The sequence below is a fragment of the Zoogloea dura genome (assembly GCF_012927165.1).
Taxonomy (GTDB): domain Bacteria; phylum Pseudomonadota; class Gammaproteobacteria; order Burkholderiales; family Rhodocyclaceae; genus Zoogloea; species Zoogloea dura.
Genome location: NZ_JABBGA010000004.1, coordinates 125,282 through 139,451, shown reverse-complemented (window position 1 = coordinate 139,451; position 14,170 = coordinate 125,282). Strand labels below are relative to the sequence as shown.

General features: G+C 69.0%; 9 protein-coding genes. 4 read left to right on the top strand and 5 right to left on the bottom strand.

The features are described 5' to 3' along the window. The first annotated feature begins 39 nt into the window (after positions 1 to 39). From HHL15_RS06795 to HHL15_RS06785, 3 genes are read left to right on the top strand one after another with little or no spacing between them, the layout of a single operon-like run. Positions 40 to 912 (top strand): NAD(P)-dependent oxidoreductase, encoded by an 873-nt coding sequence (locus HHL15_RS06795; protein ID WP_169145081.1) that lies wholly within the window; start codon positions 40 to 42, stop codon positions 910 to 912. Position 913: 1 nt separating this feature from the next. Then, positions 914 to 1,789: an NAD(P)-dependent oxidoreductase gene (locus tag HHL15_RS06790; RefSeq protein WP_169145080.1), complete on the top strand. Its 876-nt coding sequence runs from the start codon at positions 914 to 916 to the stop codon at positions 1,787 to 1,789. Between the two features lie 4 nt (positions 1,790 to 1,793). Further along, positions 1,794 to 2,345 (top strand): LEA type 2 family protein, encoded by a 552-nt coding sequence (locus HHL15_RS06785; protein ID WP_169145079.1) that lies wholly within the window; start codon positions 1,794 to 1,796, stop codon positions 2,343 to 2,345. 1 nt (position 2,346) lies between these two features. Here the strand turns inward: HHL15_RS06785 and HHL15_RS06780 are convergent, their stop codons facing one another. From HHL15_RS06780 to mtnA, 5 genes are all read right to left on the bottom strand, one after another. Then, on the bottom strand, positions 2,347 to 5,157 hold the full coding sequence (locus HHL15_RS06780; RefSeq protein WP_169145078.1) for a putative bifunctional diguanylate cyclase/phosphodiesterase: 2,811 nt from the start codon (positions 5,155 to 5,157) through the stop codon (positions 2,347 to 2,349). 118 nt (positions 5,158 to 5,275) lie between these two features. Further along, a complete protein-coding gene (locus HHL15_RS06775; RefSeq protein ID WP_169145077.1) occupies positions 5,276 to 6,406 on the bottom strand; it encodes an HD-GYP domain-containing protein in 1,131 nt (376 codons plus the stop codon). Between the two features lie 54 nt (positions 6,407 to 6,460). Further along, positions 6,461 to 11,101: a response regulator gene (locus HHL15_RS06770; RefSeq protein ID WP_169145076.1), complete on the bottom strand. Its 4,641-nt coding sequence runs from the start codon at positions 11,099 to 11,101 to the stop codon at positions 6,461 to 6,463. Positions 11,102 to 11,110: 9 nt separating this feature from the next. Continuing rightward, the gene (locus tag HHL15_RS06765; RefSeq protein ID WP_169145075.1) at positions 11,111 to 11,800 is read right to left on the bottom strand and encodes a class II aldolase/adducin family protein; all 690 of its coding nucleotides are present in this window, start codon (positions 11,798 to 11,800) and stop codon (positions 11,111 to 11,113) included. Positions 11,801 to 11,821: 21 nt separating this feature from the next. Next, positions 11,822 to 12,877: an S-methyl-5-thioribose-1-phosphate isomerase gene (gene mtnA, locus HHL15_RS06760; protein ID WP_169145074.1), complete on the bottom strand. Its 1,056-nt coding sequence runs from the start codon at positions 12,875 to 12,877 to the stop codon at positions 11,822 to 11,824. Positions 12,878 to 13,003: 126 nt separating this feature from the next. Here mtnA and HHL15_RS06755 point away from each other — a divergent pair, with 126 nt between their 5' ends. After that, entirely contained in the window at positions 13,004 to 14,164 is a 1,161-nt protein-coding gene (locus HHL15_RS06755) for a pyridoxal phosphate-dependent aminotransferase (RefSeq protein WP_169145073.1), read from the top strand. Positions 14,165 to 14,170 lie beyond the last annotated feature (6 nt).

Here is a 14,170-nt window from a genome sequence, read left to right as displayed (position 1 = left end):
GGCTAGGCTCGGGGTTTTTCCCGGCAACAAGGACAGGACATGAAAGTCGGTTTCATCGGTCTCGGCATCATGGGGCGCCCCATGGCCCTCAATCTTCTCAAGGGTGGTTTCGATCTCACCGTGTGGGCGCGCCGCGCCGAATCCATGGCGCCGCTGCTCGAGGCGGGCGCCAAGGGCGCGGCGAGCGCTGCCGAGGTGGCTGCGGCCTGTGACGTGGTGTTCTCCATGGTGGCCGATGCAGCCGACGTGGAGCAGGTCGCCCTGGGCGCCGGCGGCGTGGCCGAGGGCGCGCGACCGGGCCTCATCTACGTGGACATGAGCACCATTGCGCCTTCTGCGGCCCAGTCCATCGCGGCGCGCCTGGCGGAGTGGAGCGTGGTGATGCTCGATGCACCGGTATCCGGCGGCGAGGTGGGGGCGATCAACGGTGGCCTGACCATCATGGTCGGCGGTGACGGGGCGGCGTTCGAAACGGCGCGTCCGCTGTTTGCCTGCATGGGCAAGGCCGCGACCCTGATCGGTGCCTCCGGGGCCGGCCAGGTGGCCAAGGCCTGCAACCAGATCCTCACCGGGGTGGGGGTGCTGGCGGTGGCGGAAGCCTTCAACTTTGCCCGCAAGAGCGGGGTGGACGCAGGCAAGGTGCGCGAGGCGCTGCTGGGCGGCTTCGCCTACAGCCGCATCCTCGAGAACCACGGCCAGCGCATGCTGGACCGCAATTTCAAGCCCGGCTTCAAGGCCTGGATGCACCAGAAGGACATGAACATCGTCATGCAGGAAGCCCATCGCCTGGGCCTGATGTTGCCTAGCAGCGCCGCCACGGCCCAGTTGTTCAACGCCATGGTGGGCAGCGGGATGGGTGAGGATGATTCGGTGGCTGCGCTGAAGCTGCTGGAAAGCCTGTCGGGAGAATGAAGTGAAGGTCGGTTTCGTGGGGTTGGGCGTCATGGGACGCCCGATGGCGGGCCACTTGCTGGTGGCCGGCCACGAGCTGGCGGTCTGGGCGCGCCGTGCGGACAGCATGGTGCCGCTGATCGAGGCCGGGGCCCGGGCCTGCGCCACGCCGGCCGAGCTGGCAGCCTGCTGTGAGGTGGTCATCTCGGTGGTGACAGCCAGCGCCGATGTGGAGCAACTGGCCCTCGCGCCGGACGGCCTGCTCGCTGGGTTTGCGCCGGGCGCCATCCATGTGGACATGAGCACCATCGCCCCGGGCACCGCCCGCCGGGTGGCAGCCCGCTATGCCGAAAAGGGTATCGGCTGGCTGGATGCGCCGGTGTCGGGCGGCGAGATCGGCGCCCGTGACGCCACCCTGGCCATCATGGCCGGCGGGGCGTCCGAGGTGCTGGAGCGGGTGCGCCCGCTGCTGGCCTGCCTCGGCAAGACCATCGTGCATATCGGCCCGGCGGGCGCGGGGCAGGTGGCCAAGGCGTGCAACCAGATGATCATGGTCAATGCCATCCAGGCCTGCGCCGAGGCGATGCGTCTGGCCGGTGCGCATGGTGTTGACCTGCACAAGCTGCGGGAGGCCCTGATGGGCGGCTCTGCGGCGTCGCGTGTGCTCGATGTGATGGGAGGGCGCATGGCTGCGCGGGATTTCGTGGCGGGCATCCAGGCGCGTCTGCATCACAAGGACTTTGCCATCCTGATGGAAGAGGCCCGCCAGCTTGGCGCGCCCCTGCCGGTGGTGGCCCAGACCTGGCAGCAACTCAATGCCCTGATGGCCCTGGGGGGCGGCCGCGACGATACGGCCAGCCTGCTCCGGGTGCTTGAGCCTGTTTCAACGCCCAGGTGATGTCATGACCCTGCCTGTTCGTCGTTCCTTTATCCGCCGTCTTGTTGCCGGTGGCGGGGTGCTCCTTCTGGCGGGCTGCGCCGGCCTGCCTTTCGGGCTCGAGAAGCCGGATGTCTCGATTGCCGGCATCCGCCTGCTGGATGGCAATCTGATCGAGCAGCGCTTCGTGCTGACTCTGCGCATCACCAACCCCAACAATGTGGACATTCCGCTCGAGGGGCTGAATTTCGACCTGGACCTCAACGGCAAGCCCTTTGCCAAGGGGGTCAGCAACCGGCCCCTGGTGGTCCCGCGCCTGGGTGAGGCGACCATGGACGTGACGGTGGCGACCGGCCTGAACGGCTGGCTGCGACTGCTCGGCGAGGTGGGCAAGGGGCGCGACAAGGCCGATTACCGCATCCGCGGCCGCCTGGTGACCGGCAAGCTCGGTGGTTTCGACTTTGACCGGCATGGTCAGGTGGACCTGGCCCGTCTCCTCGGTCGTCTTGGCGAGGGCCTGGGCAAGGGGGGCGCCGGCAAGGACGGCGAAGCGCGGCCGCCGTCGGAGCGCTTCTAGCCTAGATCGGCGCCAGCGACACCATGCGCGAGGCGCGCAGGCTGCGCAGCATCTGGGTCATGTCGGCGGCGCAGAGGGGGCGGCTGCACAGGTAACCCTGGTAGGCATCGCAGCGCCAGCGGCGCAGCAGGGCCAGCTGGGCCTCGGTCTCCACCCCTTCGGCGATCACTTCCAGGCGCAGGGTGTGGGCCATCGCAACGATGGTCTGGGCGATGGCCGCATCGTCGGCCTCGGTGACGATGTCCTTGATGAAGGAACGGTCGATCTTGAGCCGGTCGATCGGGAAGCGCTTGAGGTTGGCGAGGCTGGAATAGCCGGTGCCGAAATCGTCCACCGACAGCTGCAGGCCGATCTTCTTGCATTCGGCGAGGATGCTGCGGGTGTGCTCGGGGTTGCGCATCACCAGGCTCTCGGTGAGCTCCAGGTCCAGGTAGGCGGGCGGCAGATTGACGCTGCTGAGGGCCGACTTGATGGTGTCCAGCAGGCCGGCGTCGTCGAACTGGCGGGCGGACAGATTGACACCGACCGGGACGCGGCAGATCCCCTCGCGCAGCCAGGACTGGACCTGCCGGCAGGCTTCCTGCAGGACCCACGCGCCGATGGGCACGATCAGGCCGCTTTCCTCGGCGATCGGGATGAACTTGTCGGGCGGCACCATGCTGCCATCCGGCTGGCGCCAGCGGATCAGCGCCTCCATGCCGATCAGCTCACCGGACAGGGTGTCCACCTGGGGCTGGTAGAACAGCTCCAGCTGCTTCTCATCGAGGGCGTGGCGCAGGCGGTTCTCGAGCTCCAGGCGTTCCGAGTAGCGGGCCGACAGGCCGTGGTCGAAGAACTGGAAGTTGTTGCGCCCGCGCTCCTTGGCCAGGTACATGGCCGCGTCGGCATTCTTGATGAGGGCTTCGCCATCGTTGCCGTCGGTGGGGTAGAGGGCGATGCCGATGCTGGGGGTGACGGTGATCTGCTGGCTGCACAGCTCGAAGGGGCGGGCCAGGCTGCCGAGGATGCGCTCCGCCACGTCCTCGGGCATATAGCCTTCCTCCAGGCTGCCCAGCACCACCACGAATTCGTCGCCGCCGGTGCGCGCCACCATATCGCCATCCCGCACACAGCCGCGCAGGCGCTGGGCGACCGACAGCAGCAGCTGGTCGCCGGCCTGGTGGCCGAGGGTGTCATTGACGAACTTGAAGCGGTCGAGGTCGGTGAATAGCACCGCCACGCCGCGGTGGCGGCTGCGCGCCTCCGCGATGCTCTCGGTGAGGTGCTTGTTGAGCAGGGTGCGGTTGGGCAGGGAGGTGAGGTTGTCGTAGTGGGCCAGGTGGCGGATCTGGCTCTCCGCCGCGTGGCGCTGGGTCACGTCGGCGATGATGCCCAGGTAGCCGCGGATCTGGCGCTGGCCGTCGCGTACCACGGAAATCGCGATATTGGCCGGGAAGGTGCTGCCATCCTGGCGGCGCAGGGTGATCTCGCGGGGCTCGAGGTGGCCGCTGGCGGATTCTTCCGCCAGCGCAGCGAAGCCGTTCGACTTGTGGGCCAGGGTCCACCGGGCGATGTCCTCGGCGGTGTGGAAGACCAGCGGGGTCTCGACCCCGATCAGGTCGCCGGCGCGGTGGCCGAAGAGCCTCTCGGCCGCCGGGTTGAGGACCCGGATAATGCCGGCGGCGTCGGTATACACAATGGCGTATTCGGCGCAGTCGAGGATGGCGCGCTGCAAGGAGGTGGTCTCCCTCAGCAGGGCTTCGGCGCGGGCGTGCTTCTCGACCTCCGTCTCAAGCAGCCGGTTGGTTTCGCCGAGGGCCTTGACGTACTGACCGAGCGCTTCGTTAGCGTCGGCCAGGGCCAGGGTCTTCTCCTTCACCTGGTGGCGGATCGAGTCGGCCCGGGTCTGCAGGACATACAGCACGAAGGCCGCCAGGATGCCCATCGAGAGGCCGGAGAACAGGCGGGCGCCCGCATCCTGGCTGGGCATCAGGGAAAAGCGGAAGGCCTCCGGGGTGGCGATGATGAGCCAGCGCCGGTTGGCCACATCGAGCGAGTCGGCGTAGGACACCTCGCCGAGGCGGAAGTCGGCTCCCAAGTACAGGATCTGGGGCTCATCGGTGGCATCCAGGAGTTCGAGCTCAAGGCGCTGCCCGGCGGCGTCGCCTTCCTCTACCGGCTGCAGGGCTTCCCGCAGCATGCGATCGATCGAAATCTCCAGGAAGATGAACTCGCGCCGGGCCTCTCCGTGCCTGTCCTGCCGTCCGACTTCGCCGATCAGCAGCACGGCGTTGCGCTTGCTGCCGGCTGGGGCGTCGAGGGCGTAGGGCGGGGTGGCCAGCAGGCGGTCCGGCCCTGCCTGTGTGGCGTGAGCCTGCAGGCGGCCCAGCCAGGCGCTGTCGGAGGGCTCGCCGGCCTGCGCCGGCTGCCCGGACGGGATCGCGGCGGGGCGGCTGCGGGCCAGTACCACCGGCGCGCTGCCACTGCCGCCGCTCTCCAGGCGGACCACCCCCGCCTGCAGGATCTCCGGGTGACGGGCGAGAAAGGGGGCGGTCACGTGGGGGAAGCTGCTGTCCGTGCTGGACGGCGACGAGGAGACATGGCGCTGCACGGTCTCGGCGTGGCTCAGCAGATTGCGCACCTGCTCGCGCACCTGTGCCACATGCAGGCGGGCCGCAGACTGGAAGCGGCTATGGGTGAGCTCCCGCTCTTCTTCGACCGAGGAGCGGTAGTTGTCCAGCGTGAGAAAGCTGGCGAGCACGAACACCAGCGCCGCCAGCCCGAAGCGGCGGAATAAATCGATCACCCGGGATGGTGACGGGCTGTGGGGCATCGTGTCTCCTGCTGGGAGAGGTTCGCCGTGGCGGACCTCGTTCGGCCGACTTTTAACGGTCGGGAGGCAGGATTCTTGAGCGGCCGGGGCGGGCCCAGGACATTGAACTGCAGCAGCCTCAGGCTGCGGAGGGGGCAAGCCCGTCGGGGCTGTCGGCGAAACGCTGGGCGATGCTGCGGAACTCGTCCTGCAGGGCCAGGAAGGCATCGAGGATGTCGGGATCGAAATGGCTGCCACGCCCGGCCCGCAGTTCGTCGACCGCCTGCTCGTGGGAGAAAGCCGGCTTGTAGACCCGCGGGCTGATCAGGGCGTCGTACACATCCGCCACCGCCATCAGGCGCGCCGACAGGGGGATGCGGTCACCGGACAGGCCCAGGGGGTAGCCTGAGCCGTTCCATTTTTCCTGGTGGGAGTAGGCGATTTCCTTGGCAAAGCGCAGGAAGCTGCCACCCATGCCGAACAGGGATTCGGCCTTGCTGATGGCGTCCCGGCCGAGGGTGGTGTGCGTCTTCATGATCTCGAACTCCTCGGGGGTGAGGCGCCCGGGCTTGAGCAGGATACGGTCGGGAATGCCGACCTTGCCGATGTCGTGGAGGGGGGCCGACTTGTAGATCAGCTCGATGTCGGCGTCGCTCAGCTGGCCCGCGAAGCGCGGATGCGACTGCAGGTGGCGGGCCAGGCTGCGGACGTACATCTGGGTCCGCCGGATGTGGTTGCCGGTTTCGTTGTCGCGGGTCTCGGCCAGCGAGGCCATGGCCACGATGGTGGCGTCCTGGATCAGGGCCAGTTCGCGCACGCGGCGAAGCACCTCCTGCTCCAGGTAGGCGTTGCGGTCGCGCAGGAAATCGCTGGCAGCTTTCAGGGTCAGGTGATTGCGGATGCGGGTCAGCACGAGGGGCGGGCTGATCGGCTTGGTGATGTAATCCACCGCACCGGCGTCGAAGCCCAGCTGCTCGTCGACCTCCTCGTTGCGGATGGTCAGGAAGATCACCGGGATGCTGGCGGTGAGCGGGTCGTTCATCAGCTCCCGGCACACTTCATAACCGTTGCGGTCCGGCATGGTGATGTCGAGCAGGATCAGGTCGGGCAGGGGCGGGCTGGCGGCGAGGGCCAGGGCACGCTCCCCGTTGGTGGCGATGCGGGTTCGGAAGCCGGCGCGCTGCAGGCACTGCACGATCGGCTCGATGGAATCCGGGGCATCGTCAACGACCAGGATCAGGGGAGGCTGCGGGGTGCCCGGCAGGTTCATGCGGGATCTCCTGGACGGCGTGGGAGCCCGGCCCGGTACGCAGCCCGGGAGGGTTCAGAGTGCCCGCAGGCAGGCCAAGGCTCGGTCATAGTCGTAGTGTTGCAGGGCTTCGGCCATCTCGCCAGTGCGCTCGGTGCCGATGCGACGGCCGAGGGCGTTCCGGATCTGCCGGAAATGCCCGGGGGCGTCGCCGTCGGCGCTCTCGAGAAGCTGGATCAGGGCTTTGATGGAGGCATCCAGAGCGCTTGCATCAACCTCCGGGCCGTCGGCGGCCGGGGCTTCCGCGGGGGCGGACTTGTTCAGCAGGGCGCGCAGGGCGGCCAGCTCGATGGCCAGCGCGCCGCGTGCCCGGCCGGGATCGGTGCCGTGGCGCAGGGCGTCCTCCAGTTCTCCGGCGGCCTCCTGGATGGCGCTGGCCCCCAGGTTGGCGGCCGAGCCGCGCACTGTGTGGGCGAGGCGCTCGGCATCCTCGGTGAAGCCGTGCTCGAGGGCGACGCCGATGCGTTCGGCGCAGTCGCCCTGGGTGGCGATGAAGTGGCGGAGCATGCCCAGGTAGAGGGCCGGGTCGTCGCCCACCCGGCGCAGCGCCGCGTCCACCTTGAGCCCGGGCAGCTCGGGCAGGCCGTGGCGGGCCGCCGACGGGGCGGGCGGTCGGGGTGCAGGCACGGCCTGGGGCCTGGCCGGGCGGATCTGCTTGAGGATGGCCTCCACCAGCCTTTCGATCACGATGGGTTTGGCCACGTGGTCGTCCATGCCGGCGTCGAGGCAGCGCTTGCGCTCCTCGGCCATGGCGTGGGCGGTCATGGCGATGATGGGCATGTCGTTGAGGCGCACATCGGCACGGATCCGCTGGGTGGCTTCGAAACCGTCCATTTCCGGCATCTGCAGGTCCATCAGCACGACGTCGAAAGTGCCCGTTTCGGCCTCCTGCAGGGCCTCGAGGGCGAGCCGGCCGTTGCCGGCCACGCTGACCCGGGCGCCCAGGCGCTCGAGCAGGCCGCGGGCGATCTGCTGGTTGATGTCGTTGTCCTCGACCACCAGGATATTGAGCCCGGCCAGGGCGTCGCTGGCTTGCAGCCGGTGGGGCTGGGGGGCGGCGTCCAGGCCGAAGGTGCCGATGATGGCGTCCAGCAGGGTGGAGGCGGTGGCCGGCTTGTGCAGGAAGCCATCGGCGCCGGCGTCGGCGGCCTCGCCGGCGCTGCGCTCGTCGCCATAGGCGGTGAGCAGGATCACCGAGGGGGGCGATGCCAGGCTGCGGTCCTGCTTGATCCGGCGGGTGGCCTCGATGCCGTCCTGCTCGGGCATCCGCAGGTCCATCAGGACCAGCCCGAAGCGGTCGCCGCTGTCGGCGCGGCGTACGGCGGCCAGGGCCTCGGCGGCGGAGGCCACGGTTTCGGAGCGGAAGGGGAAGTTGCGCAGTTGCCGCAGCAGGACTTCGCGTGCCACCGGGTGGTCGTCCACCACCAGCACCCGCAGCCCCTCGAGCAGGCCGGGCATGGCGCGGGGGACGGCGTGCTGGGCCACTTCGAAGCCGGCCTCGAAGCCGAAGCAGCTGCCTTCGCCGGGAACACTCCGCACCTCGAGCCGGCCGCCCATCAGTTCCACCAGGTGGCGGGAGATGGAGAGGCCCAGGCCGGTGCCGCCGAAGCGGCGGGTCATGGAGCTGTCGGCCTGGGAGAAGGCCTCGAACAGGCGGCTGATCTGTTCGCCATCGATCCCGATCCCGGTGTCGATGACTTCGAAGCGCAGGTCGGCGTGCTGGCTGTTGCCATGCACCAGGCGGACCTGCAGCTGGACTTCGCCCCTTTCGGTGAACTTGACGGCGTTGCCGAGCAGGTTGGTGAGCACCTGGCCCAGCCGCAGGGGGTCACCGAGCAGGTTCTGGGGGACGTCCGGCGCAACCTGCAGGATCAGCTCCAGGCCTTTTTCCTGGGCCCGCTGGGCGACGTAGGTGAGGACGTTGTCGAGGACCTGGTCGAGGATGAAGGCGGTGCGTTCCAGGCGCAGCTTGCCGGCTTCGATCTTGGAAAAGTCGAGCACATCGTTGATCACCCCCAGCAAGGAGGTGCCGGCTCCGTGGATCTTGGTCAGGTAGTCGCGCTGCTGGGCCTGCAGGTTGGTGTCGAGGCACAGGCTGGCCAGGCCGATGATGGCGTTCATCGGGGTGCGGATCTCGTGGCTCATGTTGGCCAGGAAGCGGGCCTTGGACTCGGCGGCCTCTTCGGCCAGGCGCTTGGCCTCCCTCAGGGTTTCCACTGCCTGGCGGTACAGGGCCAGGTCTTCGATGACCCAGACGCAGTGAGTGATCTCGCCGTTATCCTCCACCAGCCCGCTGACCGAGATGCCGACCCACAGGCGCTCGCCGCTGGCCTTGCGGAGTTGGCATTCACGCCGCCACACGCCGTCCTGGCGCAGGGCCTGCCACTGCTCGGCGAGGAACTCGAGGGGGCGGCCATCCTGGTCCACCAGCTCGGGCAGGATGCCGTTGAGGTCTCGGGCGGTGTAGCCCGACACCTGGCAGTAGCGGGGGTTGGCGTACTGGATGGCGCCGCTCGGGGTGGTGATGACCAGCATCGAGGGGCTTTGCTCGACGGCCAGCGACAGCTTGCGCAGTTCGCGCTCGGCCAGCTTGCGGGCGGTGATGTCGTAGCTCCAGCTGATCAGGGCGGGCAGCCCGCCAACCTCGATCTGCTCCATCGTCATCAGGGTCCAGAACGGTTGCCCGGCGGCGTTCTGGAACTCCACCTCCATGTCGCGCACCGGCTGCCCGTTCTTCAGTCGCGACAAGGCCTTCTCGGCGGTGCAGGGGTCGCGGAACCAGGCGGTCACCGGCCGCTTCATGAAGCCGTCCATGTCGATGCCGGCCAGCACGAGGGCCCGGGTGTTGGCGAACAGGGGGGCGCCGTCGATGCGGTTGATGACCACCGCGATGGGGCTGGATTCGAGCATCTGCCGGCTGCGCTCCTCGGCGGCCCGGGCGCTCCGTTCGGCGCGCTTCTGGTCGGAGATGTCCACGATCGCGCCGAGGAGGCCGCCAGGCGCGCCGTTGGCCAGCCGGAATCCGCGCACCCAGTAGAGGGTGTCGTGGACCTGGCCGTCGGCGTAGGGGAGAGGCACTTCCTTGTGCGAGGTGCCGGCCGCGGCGATCAGGCGCCGGTCCTCGTCGTGGTAGGCGATGCGGTCGGCGGAGGGCAGGTAGGGCAGGTCGAGCACCGTCTTGCCGCGCAGGAAGCCGCGGGTCGTGCCGAAGGCCTGTTCGTAAGCGGTGTTGCAGCCCAGGAAGCGTGCTTCCGGGTCTTTATAGAAGACCGGGTTGGGCAGGGCGTCGATGAGCACCTCGATGAACAGCAGCTGATCGGACAGGGCCTGGCCCTTTTCGTCCAGCTGGTGGGTGCGTTCGGCGACCTTTTCTTCCAGCTCGGCCTTGCTGCGGAGGAGGGCGTCGCCTGCCTGCCGGAGGTGGTGGCGCATGTGCTCCTGGGTGTCTGCGAGCTCTGCGAATTCCTGCCACGGCGGCGCGAAGGGCGGCGGCGGACTGAGATCCAGCTGGCCGATCCGTTCGCTGCGTGCCACCAGGGTGGCGAGCGCGTGCTCGATGCGCCTGGCGATGCGCCGGACCAGCAGGAAGGCGATCGCGCCGCTGAGCAGGATCATCAATGCCAGCACCGGGCCAATCTCGCGCAGGCGGGCCGGGATGAAGTCTGCCTCGCGGGCGAAGGCGGCCACCCACCAACGCTGGCCGCCCACCTGGAGGGGGGCGAACTGGGCGAGCCAGGTTTCGCCCTCGTTGCTGTAGGACAAGGGGGTGGAGTCCTTGCGCCCGGTGTCCGTCCAGCGCGTGTAGCCGCGGCTCAGGAAGTCCACTTCGAGGGCGGCGACCGGCTGCAGCACGGCCTCCCTGAGCTCGTTGCGGTTGGCGAAGCGGGGGTAGCGGGGGACGCCGATAACGTCTCCGCCATCGGTCAGGATGGCGCTGCCGCCCCGCTCGCCGACCGGCGTGTCGACGGTGAGGCGTGACAGGTCGAAGAGGAGGATGTCGAAGGCCAGGACGCGCAGGCGGCCGTCCGGCAAGGTCCAGCGGGTGCTCACGGTGAGGGTGCCGTCGCCGCTGCCGGGGGGGCGATAGGGAGCTGTCCAGCTGAGGTCGTCCCCGCTCCGGGGGCTGCGGGAGGGGGCGAACCAGGGGCGCCGGGTCAGGTCGTCCGCGTTGTCGAGGGGCTGTTCGTCGAGCAGGGTCAGGCTGCCGTTCCAGCGCAGGCTGCGGCCGCTCCTGTCGCGCGGCAGGGTGGCGAAGACCCGGTTGCGCCAGCCTTCGGGGTCGCGCTGGAGCGACAGCTCCCGCCCTTCCGGATCCATCAGGTGGATGGCCGTGATCTTGTCGTCGCCGGCCAGCAGCGGCGTAATCAGGGCGTTGAAGCCGGCGGCATCGTCGAAGCGCAGGCGGCCGGATTCACCCAGGGCACGGGCGCTGCGCAACTGGGTTTCGATGCGGCGCAGATCCTGCTCGGCCTCGGCGCGGATCTGGGCGGTGGCCAGATCGAGCTGGACCCGCGCCAGGGCCTGGGTGGCGGGGGCAACAATGAGGAAATGAACGGCGCTGCCGAAGGCCAGCAGGCAGAGAATGAAGGTGGCTGACAGGCTGCGGAGGAGGCTGCGGGCCAGGGGGGGGCGGCGGGCAGCGGCCGTAGGTGTCATGGGGCGGGGTCAGTCCTGGCCGGTCGGTGCTGCGGTGTCGGAGGCCCCGGGGGCAGCCGCTGGCTGCGGGCGTCCGTAGGATTTGAAGCGCTCGATGACCTCGTCCATCTCGGAGGTGGACAGGATGGTCGGCGTGCCGAGTTGGCAGGCACGCCAGTATTGTTCGCAGAGGGTCTCGAACTCGATGGCGAGGGCCAGGGTACGGCGCAGATCGGTGCCGAACACCAGCATGCCGTGGTTGGCCAGCAGGCAGGCACTGCGCCCCTCGAGGGCTTCCAGTGCGCCGTCCGACAGGGCCTGGGTGCCGAAGGTGGCATACGGCGCACAGCGGATGTCCCTGCCGCCGAAGCGGGCGATCATGTAATGGAAGGCCGGGATGTTGCGGCGCAGGCAGGCCAGGGCCGTGGCGAAGGGCGAGTGGGCATGCAGCACGGCGCCGGCTTCGGGGCGGGCGGCCAGGATGTCCCGGTGGATCCGCCATTCGCTGGACGGGGCGAAGGGCCCCTGCCAGCTGCCGTCCATGGCCATCAGGCTCATGTCCTCGGGGCCACAGTCTTCGTAGCTGCGGCCGCTCGGTGTGATCAGGAAGCCCGAGTTGCTGCGGACGCTGGCATTGCCGGCCGTTCCGGCATTGAGACCGTTGCTGGCCATGGCCTGAGCCGTGGCCAGCAAGCCGGCACGAAGCACGTTCTCGTTCATCGGAGGCCTCCGTTCGGGATTTCAGTGATTCTGGAGGGACGCCAGGGCGTCGGGGGGCAGGATGCCGAATTCACAGATTATGCCAGTGACCAGTTCCGCCGGCGTGACGTCGAAGGCCGGATTGCATATTGCGGCACCTTCGCCGGCGATGCGGGTACGCTGCGCGCGGCCGTCTTCGCCGACCCCGTGGATGAGGCGGAACTCGTCGCCGGAGCGTTCTTCGATGGGGATGCCGGCGCCGTCGGGGCAGGCGAAGTCGATGGTGGAGCGTGGTGCGGCCACGTAGAAGGGCAGCCCGTGGGCACGCGCGGCGAGGGCCTTGAGGTAGGTGCCCACCTTGTTCGCGGTGTCGCCATTGGCGGCGATGCGGTCGGCCCCGACGATGACCGCATCCACCCGGCCCGCTGCCATCAGCCAGCCGGCGGCGTTGTCGGCGATGAGGGTATGGGGGACGCCGGCGCGGGTCAGTTCCCAGGCGGTGAGCAGGCCCTGGTTGCGCGGGCGGGTCTCGCTGACCCAGACGTGAACCTTCAGGCCGGCGGCGTGGGCGGCGTAGATGGGGGCGAGGGCGGTGCCATGCCCGCAGGTGGCCAGCCAGCCGGCGTTGCAGTGGGTCATGAATTGGAGCGGACGCCCGTTGGGTGTGGCCAGGGTCCGGAAGGCGGCCAGGCCGTGGCTGCCGATGCGTGCATTGGTTGCCGCATCGTCACGCCGGATGGCCTCGGCCTCGGCCCACGCCGCGGCACCGCGCGACGAGGGGGGCAGGGGCTGGAGGGCCGCCCGCATGCGGTCGAGGGCCCAGTGCAGGTTGACGGCGGTGGGGCGGGTGGCGCGCAGCACATCGAGGGCCTGCTGCAGCGCTTCGTCGGTCGCTGTGTGGCGCAGGGCGAGGGCCACGCCATAGGCTGCGGTGGCGCCGATCAGGGGCGCGCCGCGCACCTGCATGTCGCGGATGGCGGCGGCGGCGCTGGCCAGATCGTGGAGGCGGACGTAGCTTTCTTCGTGGGGGAGGCGGGTCTGGTCGAGAATGACGACTTCATCGCCATCCCGGCGCAAGGTCGGACAGGGTTCGGACACGGGTTTTCCTCGGTGGATTTCGCGCCGATTGTATCGGGCCGCCTTCGCCCGGTGCAGGTAATTGCCCGGCTGGCCCGGGCCTCATGGTTCTGCCAGAATTCCGCGCCTGTTCAGGAGAGTATGCCCATGCCCCGTTTTCCCGCACCCCTGGTGTCGCGCCTGCCCGATGTCGGCACCACCATCTTCACCACCATGTCACGGCTGGCCCAGGAGTGTGGCGCCATCAACCTGTCCCAGGGCTTTCCGGATTTCACCGCGGAGGATGCGCTGTTTGAACGGGTAGCCCACTGGATGCGGGCGGGCCTCAACCAATATGCACCGATGGCCGGGGTGATGCCGCTGCGCGAAGCGATTGCGGCCAAGGTGGCTGCACTGTACGGCGCCGCCTACGACCCCGAACAGGAGATCACCGTGACCGCGGGGGCCACCCAGGCCTTGTTCACGGCGATCGCTGCGCTGGTGCATGCGGGTGACGAGGTGATCGTCTTCGAGCCGGTGTATGACTCCTACGTGCCGGCCATCCAGCTGCAGGGCGGCGTGGTGCGCCGGGTGGCCCTGCGGGCGCCCGACTATCGCCCCGACTGGGCGGCGGTGCGGGCCCTGGTGAGCCCCCGCACGCGCATGATCATGATCAACACGCCCCACAACCCCACCGGCACGGTATGGGGGCCGGCCGACATGGCCGAGCTGGCGGCGCTGACCCGCGGCACGGGCATCGTCGTGGTGTCGGACGAGGTGTATGAACACATTGCCTTCGACGGGGTGCGCCACGAGAGCGTGGCCCTGCACCCCGAGCTGGCGGCACGCAGCGTGATCGTCTCCAGCTTCGGCAAGACCTACCACGTGACGGGCTGGAAGGTGGGCTACGTGCTGGCGCCAGGCGAGCTGATGGCCGAGTTCCGCAAGGTGCACCAGTTCAATGTGTTCACCGTGAACACCCCGGTGCAGCTGGCCCTGGCCGACTACATGCAGGATGCCTCCCGTCATCTCGGGCTGGCCGCCTTCTACCAGGCCAAGCGCGACTTTTTCCGGGCCGGGCTGGCGGGGACCCGCTTTGAACTGCTGCCCTGCGCCGGCACCTACTTCCAGACCGCCCGCTATGGGGCCATCGCCGACCTGGCCGACACGGCCTTTGTGGATTGGCTGACCCGCGAGGTCGGGGTGGCGGCCATCCCCCTGTCGGCCTTCTTTGGCGAGGGGCGGGACGAGCGGGTGATCCGCTTCTGCTTCGCCAAGCGGGAAGAGACCCTGGAGGCGGCCTTCGAGCGTCTCCACCGCTTCTGCTAAACTCGG

Bases quoted from the DNA above. Each gene is read 5' to 3' on its own strand.
- HHL15_RS06795 (WP_169145081.1), top strand. From the start codon at position 40: ATGAAAGTCGGTTTCATCGGTCTCGGCATCATGGGGCGCCCCATGGCC.
- HHL15_RS06785 (WP_169145079.1), top strand. From the start codon at position 1,794: ATGACCCTGCCTGTTCGTCGTTCCTTTATCCGCCGTCTTGTTGCCGGT.
- HHL15_RS06780 (WP_169145078.1), bottom strand. From the start codon at position 5,157: ATGCCCCACAGCCCGTCACCATCCCGGGTGATCGATTTATTCCGCCGC.
- HHL15_RS06775 (WP_169145077.1), bottom strand. From the start codon at position 6,406: ATGAACCTGCCGGGCACCCCGCAGCCTCCCCTGATCCTGGTCGTTGAC.
- HHL15_RS06770 (WP_169145076.1), bottom strand. From the start codon at position 11,101: ATGACACCTACGGCCGCTGCCCGCCGCCCCCCCCTGGCCCGCAGCCTC.
- HHL15_RS06765 (WP_169145075.1), bottom strand. From the start codon at position 11,800: ATGAACGAGAACGTGCTTCGTGCCGGCTTGCTGGCCACGGCTCAGGCC.
- HHL15_RS06755 (WP_169145073.1), top strand. From the start codon at position 13,004: ATGCCCCGTTTTCCCGCACCCCTGGTGTCGCGCCTGCCCGATGTCGGC.